This is a genomic window from Pseudonocardia xinjiangensis (genome assembly GCF_050948425.1).
Classification (GTDB): Bacteria; Actinomycetota; Actinomycetes; order Mycobacteriales; family Pseudonocardiaceae; genus Pseudonocardia; species Pseudonocardia xinjiangensis.
The window spans coordinates 3,867,667-3,893,639 of the sequence record NZ_CP192009.1; the positions used below are offsets into that span (position 1 = coordinate 3,867,667).

Consider the following 25,973-nt stretch of genomic DNA (forward strand, 5'->3'; position numbering starts at 1 on the left):
GGGTGGTCGCGTCGGGGTCGGGTGTCCGGGAGGTGCGGGAATCCGGACCTCAGCCCGGGGTGGGCGGCTGGTCGACGAGCTGGGCGAGGTAGAGCTGCTCACCGAGCCGGTCCATCAGCTCGAGGTTCGTCTCGATGTAGTCGATGTGGTGCTCCTCGTCGGCGAGGATCTCCTCGAAGATGTTGGCCGTGGTGATGTCCTGCTTCTCCCGGCACATCGTGATCCCCGGGCGCAGGCGCTCCACCACCTCGAGCTCGATCGCGAGGTCGGACTGGAGCTGCTCGCGCACGGTCTGGCCGATCCGCAGGGTCGACAGGCGCTGGTAGTTCGGCAGCCCCTCGAGGAACAGGATGCGGTCGGTGATCTTCTCCGCATGCCGCATCTCGTCGATGGACTCAGCGCGCGTGTAGGCGGCGAGCTTGGTGAGGCCCCAGTTCTGCTGCATTTTCGCATGCAGGAAGTACTGGTTGATCGCGGTGAGCTCGCTGGTGAGCTGGTCGTTGAGCAGAGCAATGATCTCGGGGTCGCCACGCATGCAGCGACGGTAGCTCCGCTCCCCGATCGTGGCGAACGCAGTACCGCCTTTGTGCAGGTCAGGACAGCCTCAGTACGCCTGTCAGGCGGAGACGGGGAGACCTGCCAGCTCCGAGGGAGCGTGTGCCGCGGCGAGGAAGACGTCGATGTGATCGTGGCACGACCCGCACCCGGTGCCGGCACCGCATGCATCGCCGATGTCCTCGACGCTGCGAGCGCCGCTTGCGATGCAGGACCGGATCACAGTGTCGGGTACCGCCTCGCAGATGCAGACGTACACAGGCACTCCTTCGTTCAGGTAAGGCTATGCTTGCAGCGCCGAGGCGACCGGCGCAAGAGGCAATCCGATGGCGGGCGAAAGCCCTAATCTGACGCTGTGTCGCTGCACGAGTACCGCCGCAAACGCGACGTACGGCGCACCCCGGAGCCGGTGCCGGCCGGCGATCCGCAGCCCGGTCCGGGCCACCGCTTCGTCATCCAGGAGCACCACGCCAGGCGGTTGCACTGGGACGTCCGCCTGGAACGCGACGGCGTGCTCGCGTCCTGGGCCGTGCCGAAGGGCCTGCCCACCGACCCGGACACCGTCCGGCTCGCGGTGCGCACCGAGGATCATCCGATCGAGTACCTGGAGTTCTCCGGGGAGATCCCGGCAGGCGAGTACGGCGGCGGCGCGATGACGATCTGGGACGCCGGCACGTACGAGACCGAGAAGTGGAACCCGCGGGAGGTCATCGTCCGGCTGCGGGGCGACCGGGCGACCGGGCGGTTCGTGTTCATCCGCACCGAGCGTGGCAGCGGAAGGGACAGCGGGAAGGACAACTGGCTGCTGCGCCGCTCCGACCCCGCCCCCGGGCGCGAGCCACTCCCCCGGGACGTCCTGCCGATGCTCGCGACGCCCGGTCCGCTCCCCCGGGCCGGCGACGACCGCGACCTGTGGTGGCAGGTCGGGTTCGGCGGGCGCCGCGTGCTGGTGCGCGTCGAGGGCGGTCGCGCCACGATCACCGACGAGCACGGCGCAGAGCTGTCGGTGCCGCGGCTGCGTGACCTGGGGCCCTCGCTGGGCGCCACGCAGGTGCTGCTCGACGGCGAGCTGGCCGGGCCGACGGACCGGCCCGAGCTGTGGATCGGCGACCTGCTGCATCTCGACGGGCACGACGCGTGCCCACTGCCGTTCCAGGAGCGGCGGGCGCTGCTCGAAGGGCTCCCGCTCGACGGGCCGCACTGGAAGCTCGCGCCCGTGTTCCACGGCGGGGGCGCGGAGGTCGTCGCCGCGGCCGCGCAGCAGGGCCTCCCGTCGGTGGTGGCCAAGGACGCCGGCTCCCCGTACGAGCCGGGGCGGCGCAGCGCGCACTGGCTGGAGGTGAGCACGGGGCCCGAACCCGCGCGAACGCGCCGCCAGCCACGCCCCGACGGCGGGGTCACCCGGGTGGGACGGGCGAGGCTCACCAACCCGCAGAAGGTGCTCTATCCACTCACCGGCACCACCAAGGCCGACGTACTGGCCCACTACCTGGCCGTCGCCGACGTGATGCTCCCGCACCTCCGCGACCGGGCGGTCACGCTCGTGCGCTGGCCGGACGGGGTGGAGAAGCCGTCGTTCTTCGAGAAGAACGTGTCGCGCCACGCGCCGGAGTGGATCCGCACGGCGCGGGTCGGCACCCCGGGCGGCCGCTCGGAGAAGGCCGACTTCCCGCTGATCGACGACGCCGAGGGGCTGGCGTGGGCGGCGAACCTCGCCGCGCTCGAACTGCACGTCCCGCAGTGGCGGCTCGGTCCGCGCGGCGGGCACCAGCCCCCGGACCTGGTCGTGTTCGACCTCGACCCGGGCGAGGGCACCACCGTGGTCGACTGCGCGCGGGTCGCGGAACGCATCGCCGACCGGCTGGCCGCCGACGACCTCGTGGCCTACCCCCGCACCAGCGGGGGCAAGGGGATGCAGCTGTACCTGCCGGTCACGGTCACCCGGGCGGAGCAGACCTCGGAGTTCGCCAAGGCACTCGCCGAGGAGCTCGCCCGGGAGACCCCCGGCCGGGTCACCGACGTGATGGCCAAGGCCCGTCGCCGCGGCAAGGTGTTCGTCGACTGGAGTCAGAACAACCCCCACAAGACCACGATCGCGAGCTACTCGCTGCGCGGCCGGGCCCGTCCCACCGTCGCGACCCCCGTGACCTGGGAGGAGGTGCGCGCCTGCCGACGTACTGAGGACCTCGTGTTCACCGCCGACGACCTGCCCGCGCGCATCGCCGAGCACGGCGACCTGCTCGCGCCGCTGTTCACCTCGCGGCAACGCCTGCCCCGTCGCGGGTGATCGACCACGACTGGCAGGCTCCTCGCGTGGATCGCCACCCCTACCTCGACGGCCCGTACCCCCGGGCGTATGCGCACCGCGGCTGGCACACGGGCGAGCTCGCGGGTTGCGAGAACACGCTCGCCGCGTTCCACCGGGCCGTCGACGAGGGTTTCAGCTACCTCGAGATGGACGTGCACGCGAGCGCGGACGGCGTGCCCGTCGTCCATCACGACCCCACCCTGGACCGCACCACCGACGGTGTCGGGCCGATCGGCGCGCTGCCGGCGTCGGCGATCACCCGGGTACGGGTCAACGGCCGCGAACCGATCCCGCTGCTCGAGCAGGTGCTCACCGAGCTGCCCGACACCCGGATCACGGTCGAGCTGAAGTCCCACGCGGTCGTCGGGCCGGTCCTCGCCGTGCTCGACCGCACCGACAGCTGGCACCGCGTGTGCCTCGGCAGCTACCACGACGGGCGGCTGGCCCGAGCCAGGAGCATGGGCGGTTCCCGGTTGTGCACCTCGCTCGCCCAGGTCTCGGCGTTCGGGCTGCGCGCCCGCGCCTGGCTCGACGACCTGCCCCGACCGCTGTCGTGGCTGCCCGCCCCGGCCGTCACGGGCAACCTCGCGCAGCTGCCCCCTCGCTTCCGCGGGCTGACCGTGGTGGACGCCGCGCTTCTGCGCACCGCGCACGACAGCGGGCGCGAGGTCCATGTCTGGACGGTGGACGATCCGGCCGAGATGACCGCGCTGCTCGACCTGGGCGTCGACGGCCTGCTCTCCGACCGGCCCGACCTGCTGCGCGACGTCCTGGCCTCCCGAGGCGTCTGGGAGGCGTCATGACCACCACTCCCCCCGCCCCCGCGCTACCCGCCACCCGGGGCCAGATCGTGGCCTGGGGCCTGTGGGACTGGGGATCCTCGGCGTACAACGCGGTGATCCTGACGTTCGTCTTCTCCGTGTACCTCACCGACGCCGTGGGCTCCGATCTGCCCGGCGACGTCAACGCGAACAGCTGGCTCGGCTACTCGATCGGCGCGGCCGGCCTGCTCATCGCGCTGATGGCCCCGGTGATCGGGCGCAGCGCCGACACCGCGGGGCACCGCAAGCTCTCGGTGGGGGTCTGGACGGCGCTGACGGTGGCCACGGTGGCCGCCCTCTTCCTCGTCCAGGACGACTACCACTACCTGTGGCTGGGCCTGCTGCTCCTCGGGCTGGGCTCGATCTTCTTCGAGCTCGCCTCGGTGTCCTACAACGCGATGCTCACGCAGGTCTCCACGCCGTCGACGATCGGACGCGTGTCCGCGTTCGGCTGGTCGATGGGCTACCTGGGCGGGATCGTCCTGCTGCTGGTCGTCTACATCGGCTTCATCAGCGGCGACGGCGGCGTCCTCGCCGTCCCCACCGAGAACGGCTTCAACATCCGCCTGGTCGCACTGGTTGCGGCCGGCTGGTTCCTCGTGTTCGCGATCCCGATGTTCTTCGCCGTGCCCGAGTCGCCGGCGCGGACGCAGCAGGCACCCCGGCTGGGCATCATCGGCTCCTACCGGGCCCTGTTCCACGACCTGCGCGACCTCTACCGCACCAGCCCGCACACCGTGTACTTCCTCGCGGCGAGCGCCCTGTTCCGCGACGGCCTCGCCGCCATCTTCACCTTCGGCGCGGTGCTGGCCGTCACCGTCTACGGGATCGGGGCGGGCGACGTGCTCATCTTCGGCGTCGCGGCCAACGTCGTCTCCGCGGTCGGCGCGCTGGCCGCCGGGCGGATCGACGACCGCACCGGGCCGAAGGCCGTGATCATGGGCTCGCTCGCGGGCATGCTGGCGGTCGGCATCGTCCTGCTGTTCGTGTCGGGTCCGACGATGTTCTGGATCTTCGGGCTGCTGCTCACACTGTTCGTCGGGCCCGCGCAGTCGTCCTCGCGCACCTACCTGGCCCGGCTCGCCCCGACCGGCCAGGAGGGGCAGCTTTTCGGTCTCTACGCCACCACCGGGCGCGCGGTCTCGTTCCTCGCCCCCACTCTGGTGGGTCTGTTCACCTACCTGTTCGGGTCGGACCGCGCCGGGATCGTCGGCATCCTGCTGGTGCTCGGGGTCGGACTGCTGGCGCTGTGGCCGGTGCGACCGCCGGCCACGACCACCGTCTGACCAGGCGGAACGGGCGCCAGCACGACTTCCGGTAACGAGCAACCGGTCGTCGTGTGAACACCTCGTCAACACCGGTGACATAAGTCACAGTTGGCTGACACGTCACAGTTGCGTGTGTAGCGGCCCGCTATCGGGGACACTCATCGGTCGGGGCGCGAAACGTCTGGTGTCTGTCATGCGACAACGACACCTGAGGAGACCGCTCCGATGGCGGGAACAGACGGCTGCTCCGCAGACGTTACACCCGGTGGAAATGCCTGAGGGAGGCTCCCTCGGGCCGTGAACGGGAGGATGACGCATGGCCGACCGCGTGCTCCGTGGCAGCCGGCTCGGGGCTGTCAGCTACGAGACCGACCGCAACCACGACCTCGCACCGCGGCAGTCGATGCGCTACGCGTGCCCGCGGGGGCACGACTTCGAAGTGCCCTTCGCCAACGACGCGGAGGCACCGGCAACGTGGGAGTGCCGACTCCACGGCAGCATCTCGAGGCTCGTCGACGGCAACGAGCCCGAGCAGAAGAAGGTCAAGCCTCCGCGCACCCACTGGGACATGCTGCTCGAGCGCCGGTCGGTGGCCGAGCTGGAGGTGCTGCTCAACGAGCGCCTCGAACTGCTGGCCGAGCGCCGTCGCGAGATCGCCTGACCGCACGTCCTCGAAGCCGGGTCGCCCATCGGGTGGCCCGGCTTCGTCGTGTGCGGTGCCGCTACTGCCCGACGGCCCCGGCCGCGCGCCGGACCACCGGGGGCTGCGTCGACCACGGGAAGTTGATCCACCGGTCGGTGCGCTTCCACACGTACTCGCACGACACCGTGCTCTGCGGCTTCTCGTACACCACGGCGCAGCGCACGTCCGCCACGTGCCCGGCGCAGAAGTCGCGCACGAGCTTCAGGGTGGCACCGGTGTCGGCCACGTCGTCGGCCACGAGCACGTTCGACCCGGACAGGTCCACCACGTTGGGCACCGGCGGCAGCAGGATCGGCACGGGCAGCCGCTCGTTCACCCCCGTGTAGAACTCGACGTTGGCCAGATGCAGGTTCTTGACGTCGAGGGCGTAGCCCAGCGCACCCGCCACGAACAGCCCGCCCCGCGCGATCGACAGGATGATGTCGGGCTCGTAGCCGTCGGCCGCGACCATCTCGGCCAGCTCCCGCGAGGCTGTGCCGAACCGCTCCCAGCTCAGCACCTCACGAGCATCACTCACGCCCGCACCGCGCCGTCGCTCACCGCGTCGTCGCGCCCCGGGGAACGGTGCAGGAGCCGGTTGGCCCCCCAGCACGTCACACGCCAGAACGCCTCGGCCACGATGGCGCCGCTCATCTTCGACACCCCGCGCTCGCGTTCGGTGAAGGTGATGGGCACCTCGCGCACCCGGAACCCGGCCTGCATCGCCCGCCACGCCATGTCGACCTGGAAGCAGTAGCCCTGCGACGACACCTCGTCGAGGTCCAGCTCCTCCAGCACCTGGCGACGGAACACCCGGTACCCGCCGGTGATGTCCTGCAGCGAGACGCCCAGCGCGAGGCGCGAGTACAGGTTGCCCCCGCGGGAGAGCCACTCCCGGTGCGCCGGCCAGTTGGACACCGCCCCACCGGCGACGTAGCGCGAACCCAGCACCACGTCGGCGTCGTCCAGGGCCGCCAGCAGGGCCGGGAGATCCTCCGGTGCGTGCGAGCCGTCGGCGTCCATCTCGACGACCACCTGGTACTCGCCCTGCAGCGCGACGCCGAACCCGGCGAGGTAGGCGGCGCCCAGCCCGGCCTTGCCCTCGCGGTGCAGCACCCGGATCCGCGGGTCCTCGGCGGCCAGCTTGTCGGCGAGCTCACCGGTGCCGTCCGGGCTCGCGTCGTCCACCACGAGGACGTGGGCCGTCGGCACGGCGGCGTGGAGCCGCGACAGCACCGGCTCCAGGTTGTCCCGCTCCTCGTAGGTCGGGATCACCACCAGCACCGGAACCGTCGGCTCAGCCATTCTCGTCCTTCCCCGCACGCGTGCCCGCTCGACGCCGAGTCACGAACCCGACACCGACCGCCACCACTCCCAACGCGACCAGGACCCACTCGGGTACGGCCCGCAATCGAGTAGCCAGCGTAGTGGTGTCCTTGAGAGTGGTTCGATCGACCAGTACGTCGGGGGTGAACTGCCGGGTGCTGGCCGTGACGGTGCCGTCGGGAGCGATCGTGGCGCTCACCCCGCTCGTGGTGGCCACGATCACCGGACGGTCGTGCTCCACGGCCCGGATCCGCGAGATCGCCAGCTGTTGGTAGGTCATCTCCGTCAGCCCGAAGGTGGCGTTGTTGCTCGGCACGGCGAGCACGGTGGCGCCGGCGTCGACGCTGTCGTCCACCAGGTCGTCGAACGCGATCTCCCAGCAGATCGCGACGCCGACGCGCACGCCCGCCATGTCGACCGCCCCCGGCCCGTCGCCCGGCACGAAGTTCCCGGCCCGGTCGACGTAGGACGAGAAGTGCCGCCAGAAGTTGCGCCACGGGATGTACTCGCCGAAGGGCTGCACCTTGCGCTTGTCGTTGCGCTCGACCACCCCGACGCCGGCCTGCCACACGAGCGCGGAGTTGCTGGTGGTGACCCCGTCCGGGTTGCGCAGAACCGCGCCGACCAGGATCGGGGCCTTGATGGCGGCGGCGGCCCTGTCGATCTGGGCGGCCGCGTCGGGGTTCTGCAGGGGGTCGATGTCGCTGGAGTTCTCCGGCCAGATCACCAGATCGGGCTGCGGCTTCCGGCCGGCCGCGACGTCGGCGGCGAGCTGCTCGGTGACCTTGACGTGGTTGTCGAGCACGGCGCGCCGCTGGGAGTTGAAGTCCAGGCCGAGGCGGGGCACGTTCCCCTGGATGGCCGCGATCGTGACCGTCCGGTCCGGTGCCCCGGGAGTGACGGGCACCAGCGCGGCCAGCGGGCCGGCCACGAGCGTGAGCACGACGATCGCGGCGGGCCCGACGAGTTCACCGGGCGAGCGGCGCAGCTCCCCGCGGCGCAGGACGAGCCTGCGCACCAGCTCGCCGAGCGCCAGCCCCGCCAGCGCGGTGGCGAAGGCCAGCAACGGCTCCCCGCCGATCGCGGCCAGCGGCAGCAGCGGCCCGTCGGGCTGCCCGAACCCGACCTTCCCCCACGGCATCCCGCCGAACGGCACCCTGGCCCGCAGCGCCTCGCCGCCGATCCACACCGCTGCCGCCCAGAGCGGCGCAGCGGGCAGCCGGGACACCAGCGCCATCCCGGACCCGGCCAGCCCGATGAAGAGCGCCTCGAACACGCACAGCGCCACCCAGGGCAGCGGTCCGACGAGCGTGCCGATCCAGGTGAGCAGCGGCAACAGGAACCCGAGCGCGAACACGAAGCCCCACCCGAACCCCGCGCGGATGCCCCGGCCGTGCAGCGCCGCTCCCAGCAGCGCGAACGCCGGCAGCGCCAGCCACCACAGGGTCCGGGGCGGGAAGCTGGCGTAGAGCAGCAGGCCGCCCCCGCCCGCGGCGACGAACCGGAGAGCGAGCGCGGGCCACGGACGGCGAGGCCCGCCGGGCGCGGGGGGCGGGCCCGGCTCGGACGCGACGGGGCTGGCGGTGGGTACGGCCACGGAAGGAGCGTACGGCGCGCCTGTGTGGGCACCGTGATCAGCGGGGATCGGGCGCCCGGGAGCCCTCGTCGAACCGGTCAGACCGGCACACGGGCGAGCAGGTGCACGTTGCCCAGCGCGTCGAGCAGGCCGGGCCCACCGCTGCGGCGGTACCACTCGAAGCCGTAGGCGTTCGCGAAGTCCTCAGCCGGTACGTCCGCGGGATCGATCTGCGACTCGTGGGCGACCATCGCCGCCCGCTTGCACGCCAGGTGCTCGGCAGAGCCCGACACGGCGAGCCCGATCTCCGCGGTGACCCGGCCGAACGGCACCGCCGCGGCCCGGGCGGCGCCGTGCACCAGGTGGCCGTCCCGGGCCGCGACGTGCAGATGCTCGCGGTCGACGGTCACCCGGTAGCCCGTGGCCCCCACGAGCTCGGCCGCCGTGGTCCCGATCCGGAACGCCGCACGATGGTCGGGATGGCCGTAGATGCCGTGCTCGTCGTCGTGGACGATCGTGCCGGCGCCCTCGTCGTCGGCGATCTCGGCGACCTGACGGGCCAGCTGCAGCGGGTCGGCGGCGGTGAGCGCCCGCGCGTGCTCCGCGGCAGGCCAGCCCGGCAGGCCCGAGTCGCGCCTGCCGAGCAGCACCAGCCGGGACACCCCGAGCAGCTCGGCGGCCTCCTCGAGCTCCGCGAGGCGCCGCTCGGGGATGGTCTCACCGGGGCGCAGCGGCAGGCGCGACTCCCCGAGCTCACCGGCGGTGGCGACGACGAGAACGGTGCGGGCACCCGCATCGGCCAGGCGGCGCAGCGTGATGCCGGTGAAGATCGCCTCGTCGTCGGGATGGGCGTGCAGCACGAGGACGGTGTGCCCACGCAGATCGGAAGATGCGGTCACGGTTGTGATCACAGACTGTGCGGGCCGCGGAGGCGGCCGGGTGGACGGGAGCCGGGTGAAACGTCAGCTGCGACAGCGACAACAGCGACAGCACCCCGGACAGCAGCGGGACACACCCGCGAGGCCCGTCCGGTCCGTCATGGCGCGAATGCTCCCACACCCGGGAGGGCGTCGTGCAGCACCACCCCCCGGTGGGCGGTGCGCAGGCAGCGCGCCGGGTACCGGAATGCAGGGCCGTCCTCGAATGCAGGGCCGTCCCACACGGCATAGGACGCCGGCGCGCCCGGCGCCAGCCGACCGGCCAGTGCGGAGCGGTCGCCCGCGGCCCGGTACCCGCCTGCGGTGTGTGCGGCCACGGCCTCGTGCCACCGCAGCCCCGACCCGGCGGTGCGGTGATGGACCGCGGCGTGCACGCCCGCCCACGGGTCGAGCGGGGTGACCGGGGTGTCCGAACCGAGAGCGAGCACGACCCCGGCGTCGCGCAGCGCCGCGAAGGGGTTCATCCCCGCCGCCCGGCCAGCCCCGAGCCGGTCGGCGTACATCCCGGTGGGGCCGCCCCAGCAGGCGTCGAATGCGGGCTGCACGCTGGCCACGACCCCCAGCTCGGCCAGCCGGGCGGCCTGGGCGGGCTCCACCATCTCGAGGTGCTCCACGCGGTGGACGGCGGCCCGCACCGCGTCGGTCGAGGTGAGCGCGGCCGCGACGTCGAGGCCGGCCAGCAGCGCGTCGGTGGCGGCGTCCCCGATGACGTGGAAGCCCGCCTGCACCCCCGCGACCGTGCAGGCCGCCACGTGGGCGCCCACCGCGTCGGCGTCGAGGTAGCGGGTGCCGGTGCCGCCGTCCGCATCGGCGTAGGGCGCTCTCAGCGCGGCGGTGCGGGAGCCGATCGAGCCGTCGACGAACAGGTCACCCGCCAGGCCACGGGCCCCGGTGGCCGCGAGCAGCTCCCGCGCCTGCTCCGCCGTGGCCACCGCCTCGCCCCAGTACGCGACCACCTCGGGTCCCGGCTGCCGGAGCAGCTCGGCGAGGTCGTCGACCGACGAGATGTCCGGGCCCGCGCACTCGTGGACCACGGCGACCCCGCGGGCGGCGGCCGCGGCGAGGAAGGCGGCCTGCGCAGCGGCGCGCCCGGTGCTCTCCACCGCGGCCAGCGCCGCCCGGCGGGCGTGGTGGTGCGCCTCGGCCGACAGCGGGCCGTCGGACCACCCCGCCGCCCCGGCCGCGCCCGGAGCCCGGTCGAGCAGCGCGGACGACACGAGCGCGGAGTGCACGTCGACCCGGCTCAGGTACACCGGGGAGCCGCCCGCGGCGCGGTCGAGCTCCGCCCGCGACGGCAGCGGTTCCGACCAGTGCTGGTCCTGCCAGCCGTGGCCCCAGACCAGTGCCCCCGGCCGGGCCGCGGCCCGGCCGGCGACCGCGTCGAGCAGTGCACCGGGCGACGGGCAGCCGGTGAGGTCGACGCCGTCGACCAGCAGGCCGGTGGCCGTGGCGTGCACGTGGGCGTCGACGAACGCCGGGGTGACGACGGCCCCGTCGAGATCGAGCACGAGGACGTCGCCGTCACCGCCGCGCAGCCGTTCCCGGGCCTGCGCCGCGGTACCGACGAAGCTGATCCGGTCGGCACTGATCTCCACGGCCTCGGCGGCGTCGGCCGCGCCGCCGGGGTCCAGGACCCGAGCGCCGAGCAGCAGGGTGCGGGTCACCCGCTCTGTCTACCGCACGGATCAGTACGGACGCTTGGGCATGATCACCCACAGCACGATGTAGGCCACGAACTGCGGACCGGGCAGCAGGCACGACAGCAGGAACAGCAGCCGGACGGTGAACGGGCTCCAGCCGAAGCGCTCGGCGAGTCCGGCACAGACGCCGGCGATGACCTTCCCATGCCGCGGTCGGGTCAGGGTCGATGCCACGAGTGGCTCCTTCCAGGTGCGGCGAATCTCGCCGCTCCTGATCAAGTCTCCGCCGGGGCGGAGGTGTCGGACTCGGTGACTGCCCGGAGACGGCCCTGAGTTTTCCCGGAGGTACCCCCGTAAGGCGGACGGCATTCGCCCAGTGTGAGGCGGCGGGTAGGCCGTCCGGGCGGACGGCCGCGAGTTGTCCACACGACCGGGGAACGCTCTGGCCGGGGCGCATCCCGCGACCTAGCGTCGTTCACGTGATCCGCTTCCTGCGTCACCCGGTCCCGGCGCTCCCCGCGGCGAGTGCGGTCGCCCTCCTCGTCGTCGCGGCGCTGTTGGGGCCGGCACCGTCCGCGGCGGCCGACACGCGGCCCACAGCGGTGGTCGCGCTGGGCGACAGCGCCGCGTCGGGCGACGGGGCGGGCGACTACGAGGCGGGCACCCGTGGCGAGGGAGGCGACTGGTGCCATCGCTCGGTCCACGCCTACGTCCACCGCACCGGCCTGCCCGGGGAGTCGATCAACCTGGCCTGCTCGGGCGCCGACTCCGCGGCGGTGGCCTTCGGCGGCACCCACAACACCGAGGGTTCGCAGGCGCAGCGGCTCGGCGAGGTCGCGGGCCGCTACCGGGTCACCACGGTCGTGCTCCAGGTCGGGGCCAACGACGACGCGGCGCTCACGGCCACCGGCATCGCCTGCATCCGGGCGTTCGTCGACCCCCGGCAGCCGCCGTGCCGCGACACCATCGGGCCCCAGGTGCCCGAGCGGATGGCAGCCACCGGCGCGAAGGTCGAGGGGGCCGTGCGTGACGTGCGGGAGGCCATGCGGCGGGCCGGCTACACCGACAGCGGCTACGAGCTCGTGCTCGTGTCCTACGCCGCGCCGGTGACCGACCGGATGGTGCCGGTGCAGGCCGCGCAGGGCTGTCCCTACAGCCGGGCGGACGCGGGCTGGGGCCGCACGGTCCTGTTCCCCGCACTGTCGGCCACCATCGCCGGCGTCGCGGAGCGCACGGGCGCCCGGTTCCTCGACATGGTGCGCGCCACCGAGGGCCGCGAGGCCTGCAGCCACGCCCTGTACAGCGAGGAGTGGCAGCGCCGGATCACCGTCGACCCGGAGGCGCTGGTCCACGGCGGTCTCGACGCGATCGGGTTCCATCTCGCCCAGGAGTCGTTCCACCCCACGGCGGCGGCGCATGCGGAGATGGGGCGCTGCCTCGGCGACTTCGTGCGCGCCGGTGCCGTCACGGCCTCGTGTGTCGCGGGTCCCGACGGCCGCGACCGTCTGGCGCCCGCCCCGCCGGCCGCCGCTCCAGGAGCCTGAGCGGCCGGCCGGGTCCGGCCGGAGCTGTCGGAGGGGCCGCGGAGCGGGTCAGAGCACCACGAGGTCGCGGGGCCGGGTGTTGAGCCGCTCGCAGCCGTCGTCGGTGAGCACCACGATGTCCTCGATGCGGGCGCCCCACTCGCCGTCGAGGTAGACCCCCGGCTCCACGCTGAACGCCATCCCCGGCTCCAGCGGCAGCGCGTTGCCCCCCACGATGTAGGGCTCCTCGTGCACGTCGAGGCCGATGCCGTGCCCGGTGCGGTGCAGGAACCGTTCGCCCAGCCCCGCCGCCGTGATCGGCTGCCGGGCGGCGGCGTCCACCTGCTCGGCGGTGGCGCCCGGCCGGGCGGCGGCCACAGCCCGCTCCTGGGCGTCCTGGAGCACGGCGTAGGCCTCCTGCACCGATGCCGCGGGGGCGCTGCCCACGGCGTACGTGCGCGTGCAGTCGGAGTTGTAGCCGCTGGGCAGCGGGCCGCCGATGTCGATCACGACGACGTCCCCGTCCTCGATCACGCGGTCGGACACGTCGTGGTGCGGGCTGGCCCCGTTCGGCCCGGAACCGACGATCACGAAGGCCGCCGTCGTGTGCCCCTCGTCGACGATCGCCGCGGCGATGTCGGCGGCCACCTGCTCCTCGGTGCGGCCCGGCTTGAGGAACTCGGCCATCCGGGCGTGCACCCGGTCGATCGCGGCCCCTGCCGCGCGCAGCTCGGCCACCTCGGCCGTGTCCTTGCGCATCCGCAGCTCCCGCAGCACCGGCCCGGCGAGCTCCTGGGTCACCTCCGGGAACGCGTCACGCAGGCCGAAGACGTGGGCGGCGGGCATCGAGTCGACCACGCCGACCCGTCTCGGGCCGCCTGCGAGGTCACTGACCAGGAGGTAGGGGTCGTCGCCGTCCACCCAGGTGACGATCTCCACACCCAGCTCGTCGAGCGGCAGCCCGGCGTAGCCCGGCGCTTCGAGCCGCGGGACGACCAGCGCGGGGGGCGCGCGATGGCCGGCGGCAGGCAGAACGAGGCAGGTCAGACGCTCGTGGGACTCCCCGTCGGCACCGATCAGGTAACGCAGATCGGTGCCCGGTGTGACGAGCAGCAGGTCGGTGTCGTGGGTCGCCGCCATCTCCCCGGCGCGGCGGATGCGGTCGGCGAGCAGCGCGATCGGAACGGCCGGTGTCATGGTGAGCAGCGTATTCCGGCATGCTGTGCCAGCGTGACCGCGCCTGCGCCCTCCTTGATGCTGCTGGATGCCGCGAGCCTGTACTTCCGGGCCTACTACGGCGTGCCCGAGTCCATCACCTCGCCGGACGGGATCCCGATCAACGCCGTGCGCGGGTTCACCGACATGGTCGCGCGGCTGGTCACCGAGCGGCGGCCCACCCGGCTCGTCGCGTGCCTCGACCTGGACTGGCGCCCCGCGTTCCGCGTGGAGGCGTTGCCGTCCTACAAGGCGCACCGGGTGCCCGGCGAGCCCGAGGTGGCCCCCGCCGGGATGCCGGAGGAGGTGCCCGACACCCTCGCGCCACAGGTCCCGGTCCTGCTCGAGGTGCTCGCCGCGGTCGGAATCGCCACCGCGGGCGCCGAGGGCTACGAGGCCGACGACGTGATCGGCACGCTCGCCGCGGGTGAGCGGAAGGACCCGGTGCTGGCGGTGAGCGGTGACCGGGACCTCATGCAGATCGTGCGCGACGAGCCCGTCCCGGTCCGGCTGCTGTACGTCGGCCGCGGCCTGGCGAAGGCGGAGCACCTGGGGCCCGGGGAGGTGGCCGCGAAGTACGGGGTGCCTGCCGACCGGGCGGGTGATGCCTACGCCGAGATGGCGATGCTGCGGGGTGATCCTTCCGACGGGCTGCCGGGGGTCCCCGGGGTCGGGGCGAAGACGGCGGCCACCCTCGTGGGCCGCTTCGGCTCGTGGGCCGAGCTGCGCGCCGCCGTCACCGACCGGGCGGACACGCGGCTGGCGCCGCCCGTGCGCGCCAAGCTTGCGGCCGCGGCGCCGTACCTCGCCGTGGTGGAGCCCGTGGTGCGGGTGGCGCTGGACGCCCCGGTGCAGCTCGACCGGCCCGACACGCTGCCCCGCTCGCCCGCCGACCCGGACCGCCTGACCGCGCTGGCCGAGCGCTGGGGCGTGGGGAGCTCGGTGGACCGGCTCTGCGCCGCGCTGGCGAAGAACGCCTGAGGGCGGGTCCTCCTCCTCAGAAGTAGGTGCCGCACCACGGCGACGCGGAGGTGGCGAACGCGGCGTCGGCGTGCGGGACGGCGGCCTGGTCGGGTGCCTGCCACCAGCCGGTGGCGACGAGCTCCGAGGGGGTGCGGTCCCCGAGGTAGGCCATCGCCAGTGCCGCGACGTCGCACTCCAGCTGCGGGGTGACCGGTCCGCCGAGCGGCCCGACACGTTCCGCGGTGGCGCCCGCGATCCGGTAGACGCCGGCGTTCTTCTCCAGCAGCGGGTCGTGCACGGCGATCAGCACCGGGTCGGCGACGCCGTAGGACCGGGCCGCGAGCGCCGCGGGCACGTCCACGAGCCGCAGCCAGGTCTCGTCGTGGTGGCCGGTGACGACGCAGGCGCGCGGGTCGGCCAGCAACAGCTCGAGGGGCTCGTCGAGCGGCCGCAGGTCGGCCTGCACGGAGCCGACCAGGTCGACGCCGAGCAGGAAGCGCCAGAGCCCGGCCGTCGCCTCCACGTCCGCGGCGTGCAGGTCCACCAGCTCCAGCGTCTGCTCGGCGAAGCTGTGGGACTCCCCGCGGAACGCCACCGCGAAGCCGTCGTCGCCGTGGTCGCCGGTGTGCACGGCTGCGATGACGGGTTCGCGGTCCTCGACCCGGCGCCCGATCGAGCTCCACCACCAGCTGTCGCGTCTGGTCATGCTCCCGGTACGGGTGAGCGCGACGGCCTCGTGCACCTTCTGCAGCGCCGGGAGGATCTCGTCGCGGTCGAGCAGCCGCACCGACCCGCCCTGGGGCGCACCGGGGCGCCACGCCGGACGCGTGACCCGCACCGTCACGTCCCGCCCCCGGGTGGCCACGCCGTAGCCGAACCGCCCGTAGATCCGAGCCTCGCTGGCGCGCAGGGTCGCCACCGGTTCACCACGAGCCGCCACGTCGTCGAGCAGCGTCCGCATCATCGCCGACAGCAGGCCGCGGCGGGTGTGGTCGGGCCGCACGCCGACCCGCGTGACCGCCGCCATCGGGAGCACGGCACCGCCGGGCACCACGAGCTCGCTGGGGAACGACATCGCCGTGGCGACCAGCGTGCTGCCGTGGTGGACCCCGATCGTGCGGCCGGGGCTGTAGGACCGGGCGACCCGGGGCCACCGCTCGTCCTCCATCGGGCCCCGGTGGATGGTGGCGGCGAAGAGGTTGTGCGCCGAGCGCACCTGATCGGTTTCCAGGAAGCGGACGTCGTGGGTCACGGGATGTGATGGTGCCCGATCCGCCCCGCCGTCGACATCGCTTTCGGTACCAGCTGACTAGCTGGGACGCCCCACCTCGTAGGAACCGTCCGATCCCGTGACGATGATCGGGACCTTCACCGAGGCGCCGTCGACCGTGGCGTCGCACTCGAACCTGGTGCCCTCGTCGACGCGGATCCCCTCCGCGCAGCGCACTCCGGCGACGTCCATGTGGTAGTTCTGCGTGAGGACGTGCTGCACGCCGCTCTGCAGGGCGACGGGGTCGAAGACGCGGGTGACGAAGAAGCCCGGCGTCACGAAGCCCAGCAACGCGACGAGGGCGACGACCGCGATGCCGCCGAGGACGATCGGGAGCAGGCGCTTGACGCCGCCGCGCTGCTCCGGAGCCTGCGGGGCCCGCTGCGTAGCGGCCTGCGGCTGCCCCGGGAACTGCTGGGTGGGCTGCTGGCTGAGCCCCCAGCCGGGCGATCCGAACGGAGCGGGACCCGGTCCCGGCTGGCCGTACTGCTGGCCGGGGCCCTGCTGAGGCCGGCCGAACGACGGCTGCACGTAAGGCGGCTGCCCCGGCGGGGGTGCCTGGCCGAAGAGCGGGACGCCGGCCGTGGGCTGCCCCAGCTGTGGCAGCCCGTGCTGGGGTAGTTGAGGCAGCTTCGGCCCCGGGCCTCCCGGGCCTCCCGGGCCTCCCGGGCCCCCCGGACCCGCCTGTGGTGGCTGGGCGGGCTGGCCCCCCGGAGAGGGCTGGGGTGGCGCAGGTGGCTGTTGCGGTGGCCGCCCGAGCGGTGGCATCGCCGGCAGCGTCTCGGTCTGCTGCTGTTGCTGCTGCCGGGACTTGCCGAACTCCGCCGGCTTCGGCGGCGGATCGTGCTCGGGGGCGCTCTGGGTGGGCACGGCGCCCGTCTCGTCCGGATCCAGCTCGACGTCCTGCTGTGCCTGCCCCCAGCCCCCGGGCGGCTGCTGGCCCCATGCCGGTTGCTCCGCGGGCTGCCCGGGTGGGGTGCCTTGCGGGGTCGAGGGGCCCTGGGGCGTGCTCATCGCAGACCTTTCTGCAAGCGTGCGGTCCGGAGATCCAAGCACAAGGGGTGCCTCCACGAACGGGACACCCTGCTCAGACGGTTCCCACCGCCACCACGCCCCGCCGGACGGCGGCGACCGCCTGCGTCGCCGCCCGGCCCACCGCGCTGCCGCGGCCGGTGACGCCGGCGATCTGGTCGAGCAGGTCGAGCACCTGACGGCACCAGCGCACGAAGTCGCCCGCCGAGAGCTCGGCGCCGTTCTGCTCCGCCGCGGTGAGCACGACCGACAGCGACTCACCACGCGCCCAGCGGTAGATCGGCCACGCGAATCCGAGATCGGGCTCGCGGGTGCGGTCCACGCGGTGCCTGCGCTCGTCGCCCTCCAGCTCCGCCCAGATCCGCACCGTGTTCGCCAGCGCCTCGGCCACGGCACCCGACGGCACCTGGGGCATCTGGCCGTTGTCCCGGCGCGACTCGTACACCAGCGCCGACACGACGGCCGCCAGCTCCGCGGGCTCCAACCCGTCCCAGGTGCCGTGGCGCAGGCACTCCGCGGTGAGCAGGTCGGACTCACCCCACAGCCGGGCCAGCCGCTCGCCGTGCTCGGTGACCTCGTCCCCGTCGAGATAGCCGCGCTCCCCCAGCAGGGAGCGGATCCGGTCGAACGCCCTCGCGAGGGAGTGGGTGGTGGCCCGCACCTTCTGCTGCAGCTGCTCGGTCTCCCGCTCCAGGCGGGCGTACCGGTCGGCCCACCGGGCGTGCGCCTCGCGGTCGTCGCAGCCGTGGCAGGGATGCACACGCAGGGCGCGGCGCAGCGTCGCGAGCTCGGGGTCGTCGGCGCTCGCGCCTCGCGAGCGCCGACGCTGCACGGTCGGAGCCACGATCCCCGTGTTGCGCAGCGACGACGCGAGGTCGCGGCGCACGCTCGGCGTCCGGTGGTCGACCCGCTTGGGCAGCCGCATCCGCCCGAGGGGCTCCACCGGGGTCGGGAAGTCGGCGGGCGAGAGCCGGCCCGCCCACCGGTCCTCGCTCAGTACGAGCGGGCGCGGCTCGTCCCCGTTGCTCAGACCGGGGTCGAGCACCACGGCGAGGCCGGCCCGGCGACCGCCGGGCACGGCGATGACGTCACCGGCCCGCAGTGACCGGAGCGAGTCGGCCGCGGCCTCCCGGCTGTCGGCCACGCCCTGGCGCGACAGTGCCTTCTCCCGCTCGCTCACCTGGCGGCGCAGCCCGGCGTACTCGGCGAAGTCGCCGAGATGGCACTGCATCGACTCGCCGTATCCCGCCAGCGCCTCGGTGTTGCGCTCGATCCGCCGGGCCAGCCCGACCACCGAGCGGTCGGCCTGGAACTGCCCGAGCGACTGCTCCAGCAGGTCGCGGGCGGAGTCCGTGCCGAGCCGTCCGACGAGGTTGACGGCCATGTTGTAGCCGGGCCGGAACGAGCTGCGCAGCGGGTAGGTGCGCGTGGAGGCCAGCCCCGCGACCTGAACGGGGTCGACCCCCGGCTGCCAGACGACGACCGCGTGGCCCTCGACGTCGATACCGCGGCGGCCGGCCCGGCCGGTGAGCTGCGTGTACTCGCCCGGGGTCAGGTCGGCGTGCGACTCGCCGTTGAACTTGACCAGCCGTTCGAGCACCACGGTGCGGGCGGGCATGTTGATCCCGAGGGCGAGGGTCTCCGTGGCGAACACCGCCCGGACCAGGCCCCGGACGAACAGCTCCTCCACGGTCTCCTTGAACGCGGGCAGCATCCCGGCGTGGTGCGCCGCGATCCCGCGCTCCAGCGCCTCGAGCCACTCCCAGTACCCGAGGACGGCGAGGTCGCCCTGCGGGAGGTCGACGGTGCGCCGCTCCACCGTGCGCCGGATCTCCACGGCCTCGGCCTCGGTGGTGAGCCGCAGGCCCGAGCGAACGCACTGGCCGACCGCGGCGTCGCAGCCCGCCCGGCTGAACACGAACGTGATCGCGGGCAGGAGCCCGTTGCGGTCGAGCCGGTCGATCACGGTGGTGCGCGACGGGGGCCGGAAGCGGGTGGAGGACCGGCCGTTCCCGCCGCCGCGCGAGCCGCGCCCGCGGCCCCGGTCCCACACAGCGCTCTGGCGGTCGAGGTCGCGCGTGTACCGGACGAGGTCCGGGTCGACCTGCAGCTCACCGGCGCTGTCCTCGCCCGCGAACAGGTCCAGCAGCCGGTTGCCGACCATCATGTGCTGCCACAGCGGTACCGGCCGGTGTTCGTCGACGACCACCGTGGTGTCGCCGCGCACGGTCACCAACCAGTCGCCGAACTCCTCGGCGTTGCTGACCGTGGCCGACAGGCTCACCAGCGCGACGTGCTCGGGGAGCTGGAGGATCACCTCCTCCCAGACGGCCCCGCGGAAGCGGTCGGCGAGGTAGTGCACCTCGTCCATCACCACGAAGCCCAGATGCTCGAGCTGCCGCGACCCGGCGTAGATCATGTTGCGCAGGACCTCGGTGGTCATCACCACCACCTGCGCGTCCCCGTTGACGACGGTGTCGCCCGTCAGCAGCCCCACGGCATCGGCACCGTGGCGCTCCACGAGGTCGGCGAACTTCTGGTTCGACAGCGCCTTGATCGGCGTCGTGTAGAAGCACTTGAGACCCTGGGCGAGCGCCAGGTGCACGGCGAACTCACCGACCACGGTCTTTCCCGCGCCGGTCGGGGCACAGACGAGGACGCCGTGCCCGTCCTCGAGGGCCGAACACGCCGTGTACTGGAAGCCGTCGAGCTCGAAGGGGAGACTCCCCGCGAACTCGGCAAGTCGGGGACGTGCGGCTCGGCTCCTGGCGGCGGCGTAGGCCTCCGCGGGAGCAGGATTGCTGCTGGCCACCGGCCCAGGTTTCCACATCGGCGCAAGGTCGACCCGGCGTGCCCGCTCACAGTGGGCGGTATGAGCCTCGTGAGAAGGTCATCCCGTGTCTTCCTCTCTCTCCGAAGCCGCTCCCGCCTTCATCGAGATGGCCCATCGGATCGTCTGGGCCAGCGCCGCCACCGTGGACGCACAGGGCAGGCCCTGGACCCGCGTGCTGCATCCGATCTGGCTGTGGGACGGGGAGCGCCTGACGGGCTGGATCGCCACCGGTCCGACGCCGACCAAGCAGGCGCACCTCGCCGCCCACCCCTACGTCTCGCTGACCTACTGGGACCCGTCCCACGACACCGCGAGCGCCCAGTGCCGCGCCAGCCTGCACACCGACGACGAGACGCGCACCGAGCTGTGGGACCGCTTCCGGTCCGCCCCGGCGCCCGTCGGGTACGACCCGGCGATCATCCCCGGCTGGGACGGCCCGCTCTCCCCGGGCTTCGCCGCCCTGCGGCTGGACCCGTGGCGGCTGCACGTGCAGCCGGCGGCGGTGCTGCTCGAGGGCAAGAACGACAAGGTCATGGTGTGGCGCGAGGCGGTCAGCCGCTAGGGGCGGACCGGCCGGCTCAGGTGGCGTCCTCCACCCGGCGGGCGGCCTCGGACGCCGGTGACACCTCGACCGGGCCCGGACGCTCGATCGGGCTGGGCTCGGGGATCGTGCTCGGGGTGATGTCGAGCGAGCTGGGTGTGGTGTCGATCGGGCTGGGGGCGTCGGGATCCCAGCTGTCCCAGCCCTCGGCGGCCCGGCGGGCGGCCCGGCGCTTGTCGTTGAGCCTCGTGATCTGGATGGCGATCTCGAAGAGCAGCACGAGGGCGAGCGCGAGCGCGAGCATCGAAATGGGGTCCTGGCCCGGAGTCGCGATCGCAGCGAACACGAAGAGGGCGAAGATCAGTCCCCGGCGCCACTCCTTGAGCTTGGCGTAGGAGATCACTCCGGCGAGATTGAGCATCACCACGAGAAGCGGGATCTCGAAACTCACCCCGAAGATCAGCAGCAGCGCGATGATGAATCCGAAGTAGTACTCACCGGTGAGCGCGGTGGTCTGGACCTCGTCGCCGATGCTGAGCAGGAAGCTCAGGCCCTGGGTGACCACGAAGAAGGCCAGCACCGCCCCGAACACGAACAGCACCGCGGCCACGGAGACGAAGCTCAGCGCGTAGCGCCGCTCCTTCGCGTAGAGACCGGGGGTGATGAACCCCCACAGCTGGTACAGCCACACCGGGCAGGCCAGCACGATGCCCGCGGTCATCGCAACCTTGAGCCGCAGGTTGAACTGGTCGAACGGACCCGTGGCCAGCAGCGTGCAGGCATTGGGGTCGGCGCTGAACTGGCCGCGCGAGGTGGCGGGGATGGCGCAGTAGGGCTCCTTGAGCAGGTCACCGAGGCTGGGCAGACCGAAGAAGCTCATGCCGTACCAGATGTAGCCGACGATCGTGGTGATCGCGATGGCCACGAGGGCGATGGCGAGGCGGTTGCGCAGCTCGTAGAGGTGCTCGACGAGCGTCATCGTGCCGTCGGGGTTCTTCGGCCTTCTGCGCCGCAAGGAGATTCTGGCCACCGTGCTGGGGCTACTGCCCGGTGGTGGTGGGGCCCGGCTGGGTGGCGCGGGCGCTCTCCGACCGGGTGTCCTGGACCGGTGTGGCCTGCACCGGCGTGGTCTGCGGGGCCGGCTGCGCCGTGGGAAGGGCCGCGGGCGGCGCAGGCGCTGCGGCGGGCTTCTCGGTCGTGGTGGTGGTGGCGTCGCCGGCCGGCGCGTCGTCGCCCTTCATGCCCTTCATCTCACCCTTGAACACGCGGGCGGACTGTCCGATGGACCGGGCCATGTCCGGCAGTCGTTTCGCACCGAACAACAGCACCAAGATCCCGATGAGGATCACGAACTCCCAGCCGCCGAGGCTCGGCATGATTCTCGTCCTTCCGCCGTGGACACGTGAGGGGGAGTCTACGCCGCCCGGAACGCCCGATCCGGGCGCGGCCCGTGTCGTACGCAGTGGTCGTCACTCATTCGTGACGGTGTTGCCGCGCGTTCACCAAGTCCTCCAGAACCGCCATCCGCGCACTCGTGTCGTCACGGAGCGCGGTGCTCGCGCGCCGCAGCCGTCGCACCGGCCGCAGCGCCAGCAGCACCACGAGCACCAGCACCACGAGACCGGCCGCGACCGTCACCAGTGCGGGCAGCATGTCAGTCACCGTTCGTCGTCCCGTCCTCGTCCACGTGCCGGCCCGTCGCGGCGGCCAGCGCCTCCCGGGCCCGGGCTGCCACGGCGTCGACCAGCTCCGGCGGCTCCAGCAGCCGCGCGCCACCGCCGAGCCCCAGCACCAGCCGCACCAGCCACGCCGGGTCCGCGTAGCGCAGCAGCACCCTGGCCCGGCCGTCGTCGAGCTCCACGACGTCGTCGACGGGGTAGTACTCGGCCACCCACCGGGCCTCGGGCTCGAGCAGCAGCACGGCCGACCGGTGCTCCGCGCTCGGGCGGAACAGGCCCTCGGACACGTCGGCGGGCTCGGCGTCGGGCGGCGGTGCCGCGGGCTCGTCGAGCTCCTCGACCTCCTCCACCCGGTCCAGCCGGAACATCCGGACCGCCTCCGCGCGGCGGCACCACGCCTCCAGGTAGCCGCGGCCCTCCACGACCAGCAGCCGCATCGGGTCGATGGTGCGCTGCGACACCGCGTCGCGTCCGGCGGTGTAGTAGACGATGCGCAGCGCGCGGCCTGCGGCCAGTGCCTCGCGGACGGCCGCGGTGGTGGCCGCCTCCTCGTGCGGCAGGTCGACGGCCACGCCGACGTGCCCCGCGTCGCCGACGGCCCGCTCGATCTTCGCGGTGGCCCGCTGCACGGCCGCCGTGTCGACCATGCCGGGCATCTCGGCCAGCGTGCGCAGCGCGACGAGCAGGGCCGTGGCCTCGGCGGTGGTGAGCCGCAGCGGGCGCCGCATCCCGGCGTCGTGGGTGACGGTGACGGTGTCGCCCGCGAACGACAGGTCCACCAGGTCGCCCGGGCCGTAGCCGGGGAGACCGCACATCCAGAGCAGTTCGAGGTCGCGGCGCAGCTGCCGTTCGGTGACGCCGAAGTCGGCGGCGACCTCGGCGACCAGGACCCCCGGCCGCGCCAGCAGGTAGGGCACGAGCGACAGCAGCCGCGGCAGCCGCTCGGTGACCCCGCCGGTGCTCACCGCACCGTCCCGGCCCGGTCCGGTCGCCGCGTGCGACCGGCGGGCCCCAGCACGGCCGCGCCGGGGGCGTCGGTGCGCGAGTGGGCCGCCGCCGCGGCCGCCCAGTTGCCGCGGACCGCCTCCGCGAGGCTCTCCGGGGCAAGCACCACGACGTCGGGGCCGTGGCCCGCGAGCCAGCGAGCGACGGTGTCGACGCTGCGCAGGTCGAGCTCCAGCTCGTCGCCCGCCCGGCCGCCGTGGGAGCGCGGCCCGATCACCCTCGCCAGCCGGCGCAGCCCGTGTGCCCTGCCGTCGGCCACCCACACCCTGGCGGTGCCGCTGACCGCGGGCGGGTCGACGTTGTGGCGCACCATCGCCATGAGGTCGATGTCGGCGGGCACCGTGACGGCACCGGCCGGACCGATGGCTGTGACGGACTCACTGATCCGCGACACCCGGAACGAGCGTGGCGCGTTGCGGTCGCGGTCGTGGCCCACGAGGTACCACCGCCCCCGCCAGGACACCACGCCCCACGGCTCCACGATGCGCCGCTGCAGGGGCCCGCCCGGACCACCGCGACGGTGCTGGAACATGACCACGCGCCCCGAGCGCACGGCGGCCAGCAGCGGCCCGAACGCCGGCTCGGTGGTCCGCACCCGGGGCTGCACGCGGCCCTGGTCCTCGTCGACCTCGACGCCGGCGGCACGCAGCTTGACCAGCGCGCTGTGGGCAGGTGCCGCGAGGTCGGGGGAATCCCACAGCCGGGCCGCGAGCGCGACGGCGGCCGCCTCGTCGGGCTCCAGGTCGATGTCGCCGAGCTCGTAGTCCTGACGCGCGATGCGGTAGCCGTCGACGGTGTCGAAGCTCGAGAGGCGGCCGGTCTCCAGCGGCACGCCCAGCTCGCGCAGCTCGTTCTTGTCGCGCTCGAACATGCGGAAGAACGCGTCGTCGCCGCGCGCGTCGGCGTAGCCGGGCACGATCTGGCGGATCCGCTCGGCGGGCAGGAACTGGCGGGTGGACAGCAGGCAGAGCACGAGGTTCACCAGACGCTCGGCCCGCGCAGAGGACACGTCGGCATCGTACGGCCGGCGACGCTCCCGCCGTGGGCGACCGGCGCAACCTGGTCGGGTGTCTCAGCTTGCGACACCCGGGCCCTTGACCGGGCAACCCGCCCGAGCCCACGCTCGACGGACCACCAACGGACCGGAAGAGGCACCGTGAACGACAGTGTCGATGCAGACCGCAGTGTCGAGACGTTCAACCCCTGGACCGTGGTCAACCTCGTGTTCCACCACCTCGCCGACCAGGGCCTGCACCCCGTGCTCGGCGAGGCGGGTGACCCGGCGGTGCCGGCCACCGCGCTGCTGCGGGCGTTCGGCATCGAGCCCGGACGCAATGACGAGAGCGTGACCTCCCCGATCGTGCAGGACGAGCTGGCCCAGCTGCGCGCCAAGATGTTCGGCGAGCAGTAACGCCGGGACCAGCAGCCCTGGGGACTACAGCGAGGCGATCAGCCGGTCCACGCGCTCGTCGACCGACCGGAAGGGGTCCTTGCACAGCACGGTGCGCTGCGCCTGGTCGTTGAGCTTGAGGTGCACCCAGTCGACGGTGAAGTCGCGCCCGGCGGCCTGGGCGGCGGCGATGAAGTCACCGCGCAGCTTGGCCCGCGTGGTCTGCGGCGGGGTGTCCTTCGCGGCCTCGATCTCACCGTCGTCGGTGACCCGGTCGACCATGCCCTTGCGCTGGAGCAGGTCGAACAGCCCGCGGCCGCGCCGGATGTCGTGGTAGGCGAGATCCAGCTGGGCGATGCGCGGGTTGGCGAGGTCCATGTCGTTGCGCTCGCGGTAGCGCTCCACCAGGCGGTGCTTGATCGCCCAGTCGATCTCGCGGTCGATGAGCGACAGGTTCTGCGACTCGACGGCGTCCAGCGTGCGGCCCCACAGGTCGAGCACCCGCTGCATCGTCGGGTCCTCGGTGCCGCGGGTGGCGACGTGCTCGACGGCGCGGCCGTAGTACTCGCGCTGGATGTCGAGCGCGCTCGCCTCCCGCCCGCCGGCGAGCCGCACCGTGCGCCTGCCGGTCAGGTCGTGGCTGATCTCGCGGATCGCGCGGATCGGGTTGTCGAGCGTGAAGTCCCGGAACTGGACCCCGGCCTCGATCATCTCCAGCACGAGGGTGGCCGACCCCACCTTGAGCAGGGTGGTGACCTCGGACATGTTGGAGTCGCCGACGATCACGTGCAGCCTGCGGTAGCGCTCGGCGTCGGCGTGGGGCTCGTCGCGGGTGTTGATGATCGGGCGCGAGCGCGTGGTCGCCGAGGACACGCCCTCCCAGATGTGCTCGGCGCGCTGCGACAGGCAGTACACGGCGCCGCGCGGGGTCTGCAGCACCTTGCCGGCACCGCAGATCAGCTGGCGGGTGACCAGGAAGGGCAGCAGCACGTCGGCGATGCGGGAGAACTCCCCGGCCCGGGCGACCAGGTAGTTCTCGTGGCACCCGTAGGAGTTGCCCGCCGAGTCGGTGTTGTTCTTGAACAGGTAGATGTCGCCGCCGATGCCCTCGTCGACGAGCCGGCGCTCGGCGTCGACGAGAAGGTCCTCGAGGATCCGCTCACCGGCCTTGTCGTGGGCGACGAGCTGGGTGAGCGAGTCGCACTCGGCGGTGGCGTACTCCGGGTGGCTCCCCACGTCGAGGTAGAGCCGGGCACCGTTGCGCAGGAAGACGTTCGACGAGCGCCCCCACGACACGACCCGGCGGAACAGGTAGCGAGCCACCTCGTCGGGCGAGAGGCGCCGCTGTCCGTGAAAGGTGCAGGTGACCCCGAACTCAGTCTCCACACCGTAGATCCGCCGCTGCATC

Annotated in this window: 26 protein-coding genes; 8 read left to right on the plus strand and 18 right to left on the minus strand. The window is 73.2% G+C overall.

The window, feature by feature from the left end; translation table 11 throughout:
* Window positions 1–49: 49 nt before the first annotated feature.
* Window positions 50–535, minus strand: a complete 486-nt coding sequence (gene bfr, locus ACQPZA_RS18185; protein ID WP_169395743.1) for a bacterioferritin — start codon at window positions 533–535, stop codon at window positions 50–52.
* An 81-nt stretch (window positions 536–616) separates the two neighbouring features.
* On the minus strand, window positions 617–820 hold the full coding sequence (locus ACQPZA_RS18190) for a (2Fe-2S)-binding protein (protein WP_344017076.1): 204 nt from the start codon (window positions 818–820) through the stop codon (window positions 617–619).
* 90 nt (window positions 821–910) lie between these two features.
* Between ACQPZA_RS18190 and ligD the strand changes: the two genes are divergently transcribed.
* From ligD to ACQPZA_RS18210, 4 genes are all read left to right on the plus strand, one after another.
* Entirely contained in the window at window positions 911–2,842 is a 1,932-nt protein-coding gene (ligD, locus tag ACQPZA_RS18195) for a non-homologous end-joining DNA ligase (protein WP_433282547.1), read from the plus strand.
* A 26-nt stretch (window positions 2,843–2,868) separates the two neighbouring features.
* Window positions 2,869–3,666 (plus strand): glycerophosphodiester phosphodiesterase family protein, encoded by a 798-nt coding sequence (locus tag ACQPZA_RS18200; protein WP_433282549.1) that lies wholly within the window; start codon window positions 2,869–2,871, stop codon window positions 3,664–3,666.
* Entirely contained in the window at window positions 3,663–4,970 is a 1,308-nt protein-coding gene (locus ACQPZA_RS18205; protein WP_433282551.1) for an MFS transporter, read from the plus strand. Before ACQPZA_RS18200 ends, ACQPZA_RS18205 begins: the two co-directional genes overlap by 4 nt.
* A gap of 298 nt (window positions 4,971–5,268) precedes the next feature.
* The gene (locus tag ACQPZA_RS18210; RefSeq protein WP_169395738.1) at window positions 5,269–5,613 is read left to right on the plus strand and encodes an RNA polymerase-binding protein RbpA; all 345 of its coding nucleotides are present in this window, start codon (window positions 5,269–5,271) and stop codon (window positions 5,611–5,613) included.
* 61 nt (window positions 5,614–5,674) lie between these two features.
* Here ACQPZA_RS18210 and ACQPZA_RS18215 read toward each other — a convergent pair whose 3' ends face one another.
* The 6 genes from ACQPZA_RS18215 to ACQPZA_RS18240 all read right to left on the minus strand — a co-directional run bounded on the left by ACQPZA_RS18215 (window position 5,675) and on the right by ACQPZA_RS18240 (window position 11,348).
* The gene (locus ACQPZA_RS18215; RefSeq protein ID WP_433282553.1) at window positions 5,675–6,172 is read right to left on the minus strand and encodes a phosphoribosyltransferase; all 498 of its coding nucleotides are present in this window, start codon (window positions 6,170–6,172) and stop codon (window positions 5,675–5,677) included.
* On the minus strand, window positions 6,169–6,939 hold the full coding sequence (locus ACQPZA_RS18220) for a polyprenol monophosphomannose synthase (protein ID WP_169395736.1): 771 nt from the start codon (window positions 6,937–6,939) through the stop codon (window positions 6,169–6,171). Before ACQPZA_RS18220 ends, ACQPZA_RS18215 begins: the two co-directional genes overlap by 4 nt.
* Window positions 6,932–8,557 (minus strand): apolipoprotein N-acyltransferase, encoded by a 1,626-nt coding sequence (gene lnt, locus ACQPZA_RS18225; protein WP_433282555.1) that lies wholly within the window; start codon window positions 8,555–8,557, stop codon window positions 6,932–6,934. Before lnt ends, ACQPZA_RS18220 begins: the two co-directional genes overlap by 8 nt.
* A gap of 77 nt (window positions 8,558–8,634) precedes the next feature.
* Window positions 8,635–9,435: a PIG-L family deacetylase gene (locus tag ACQPZA_RS18230; RefSeq protein WP_433282557.1), complete on the minus strand. Its 801-nt coding sequence runs from the start codon at window positions 9,433–9,435 to the stop codon at window positions 8,635–8,637.
* 137 nt (window positions 9,436–9,572) lie between these two features.
* Window positions 9,573–11,138, minus strand: coding sequence for an amidohydrolase (locus tag ACQPZA_RS18235; RefSeq protein WP_433282559.1), 1,566 nt, complete (start codon window positions 11,136–11,138; stop codon window positions 9,573–9,575).
* Window positions 11,139–11,159: 21 nt separating this feature from the next.
* Window positions 11,160–11,348: a PspC domain-containing protein gene (locus ACQPZA_RS18240; protein WP_169398336.1), complete on the minus strand. Its 189-nt coding sequence runs from the start codon at window positions 11,346–11,348 to the stop codon at window positions 11,160–11,162.
* A gap of 245 nt (window positions 11,349–11,593) precedes the next feature.
* Here ACQPZA_RS18240 and ACQPZA_RS18245 point away from each other — a divergent pair, with 245 nt between their 5' ends.
* Entirely contained in the window at window positions 11,594–12,658 is a 1,065-nt protein-coding gene (locus ACQPZA_RS18245; RefSeq protein ID WP_433282562.1) for a GDSL-type esterase/lipase family protein, read from the plus strand.
* A gap of 48 nt (window positions 12,659–12,706) precedes the next feature.
* On the opposite strand, the gene ACQPZA_RS18250 is transcribed toward ACQPZA_RS18245, so the two are convergent.
* Window positions 12,707–13,834: a M24 family metallopeptidase gene (locus ACQPZA_RS18250; RefSeq protein ID WP_169398335.1), complete on the minus strand. Its 1,128-nt coding sequence runs from the start codon at window positions 13,832–13,834 to the stop codon at window positions 12,707–12,709.
* 33 nt (window positions 13,835–13,867) lie between these two features.
* On the opposite strand from ACQPZA_RS18250, the gene ACQPZA_RS18255 reads away from it, so the two are divergent.
* Window positions 13,868–14,833, plus strand: a complete 966-nt coding sequence (locus ACQPZA_RS18255; RefSeq protein WP_433282565.1) for a 5'-3' exonuclease — start codon at window positions 13,868–13,870, stop codon at window positions 14,831–14,833.
* A gap of 16 nt (window positions 14,834–14,849) precedes the next feature.
* Here ACQPZA_RS18255 and ACQPZA_RS18260 read toward each other — a convergent pair whose 3' ends face one another.
* The 3 genes from ACQPZA_RS18260 to ACQPZA_RS18270 form a co-directional block, all read right to left on the minus strand.
* Window positions 14,850–16,067 carry a GNAT family N-acetyltransferase gene (locus ACQPZA_RS18260; RefSeq protein ID WP_433282567.1) on the minus strand — a complete coding sequence of 406 codons (1,218 nt, stop codon included), beginning with the start codon at window positions 16,065–16,067 and terminating at the stop codon, window positions 14,850–14,852.
* A 57-nt stretch (window positions 16,068–16,124) separates the two neighbouring features.
* Window positions 16,125–17,099: a DUF4333 domain-containing protein gene (locus ACQPZA_RS18265; protein WP_433282569.1), complete on the minus strand. Its 975-nt coding sequence runs from the start codon at window positions 17,097–17,099 to the stop codon at window positions 16,125–16,127.
* Window positions 17,100–17,172: 73 nt separating this feature from the next.
* Complete coding sequence (locus tag ACQPZA_RS18270) at window positions 17,173–19,947, minus strand: DEAD/DEAH box helicase (protein WP_169398332.1); 2,775 nt, start codon at window positions 19,945–19,947, stop codon at window positions 17,173–17,175.
* A gap of 67 nt (window positions 19,948–20,014) precedes the next feature.
* Between ACQPZA_RS18270 and ACQPZA_RS18275 the strand changes: the two genes are divergently transcribed.
* Entirely contained in the window at window positions 20,015–20,512 is a 498-nt protein-coding gene (locus ACQPZA_RS18275; RefSeq protein WP_433282571.1) for a pyridoxamine 5'-phosphate oxidase family protein, read from the plus strand.
* 16 nt (window positions 20,513–20,528) lie between these two features.
* Here ACQPZA_RS18275 and tatC read toward each other — a convergent pair whose 3' ends face one another.
* The 5 genes from tatC to ACQPZA_RS18300 form a co-directional block, all read right to left on the minus strand.
* Entirely contained in the window at window positions 20,529–21,470 is a 942-nt protein-coding gene (tatC, locus tag ACQPZA_RS18280) for a twin-arginine translocase subunit TatC (RefSeq protein ID WP_169398341.1), read from the minus strand.
* A 61-nt stretch (window positions 21,471–21,531) separates the two neighbouring features.
* Entirely contained in the window at window positions 21,532–21,867 is a 336-nt protein-coding gene (gene tatA, locus ACQPZA_RS18285) for a Sec-independent protein translocase subunit TatA (protein ID WP_433282573.1), read from the minus strand.
* Window positions 21,868–21,964: 97 nt separating this feature from the next.
* Window positions 21,965–22,153, minus strand: a complete 189-nt coding sequence (locus ACQPZA_RS18290) for a hypothetical protein (RefSeq protein ID WP_169398330.1) — start codon at window positions 22,151–22,153, stop codon at window positions 21,965–21,967.
* A complete protein-coding gene (locus ACQPZA_RS18295) occupies window positions 22,146–23,135 on the minus strand; it encodes a helix-turn-helix transcriptional regulator (RefSeq protein WP_433282575.1) in 990 nt (329 codons plus the stop codon). The genes ACQPZA_RS18290 and ACQPZA_RS18295 overlap by 8 nt, the downstream gene beginning before the upstream one ends.
* On the minus strand, window positions 23,132–24,184 hold the full coding sequence (locus ACQPZA_RS18300; protein ID WP_433282577.1) for a helix-turn-helix transcriptional regulator: 1,053 nt from the start codon (window positions 24,182–24,184) through the stop codon (window positions 23,132–23,134). Before ACQPZA_RS18300 ends, ACQPZA_RS18295 begins: the two co-directional genes overlap by 4 nt.
* A 147-nt stretch (window positions 24,185–24,331) precedes the next feature.
* On the opposite strand from ACQPZA_RS18300, the gene ACQPZA_RS18305 reads away from it, so the two are divergent.
* Window positions 24,332–24,586: a hypothetical protein gene (locus ACQPZA_RS18305; RefSeq protein ID WP_169398327.1), complete on the plus strand. Its 255-nt coding sequence runs from the start codon at window positions 24,332–24,334 to the stop codon at window positions 24,584–24,586.
* Between the two features lie 24 nt (window positions 24,587–24,610).
* Here ACQPZA_RS18305 and pafA read toward each other — a convergent pair whose 3' ends face one another.
* On the minus strand, window positions 24,611–25,972 hold the full coding sequence (gene pafA, locus ACQPZA_RS18310; RefSeq protein WP_433282580.1) for a Pup--protein ligase: 1,362 nt from the start codon (window positions 25,970–25,972) through the stop codon (window positions 24,611–24,613).
* Window position 25,973 lies beyond the last annotated feature (1 nt).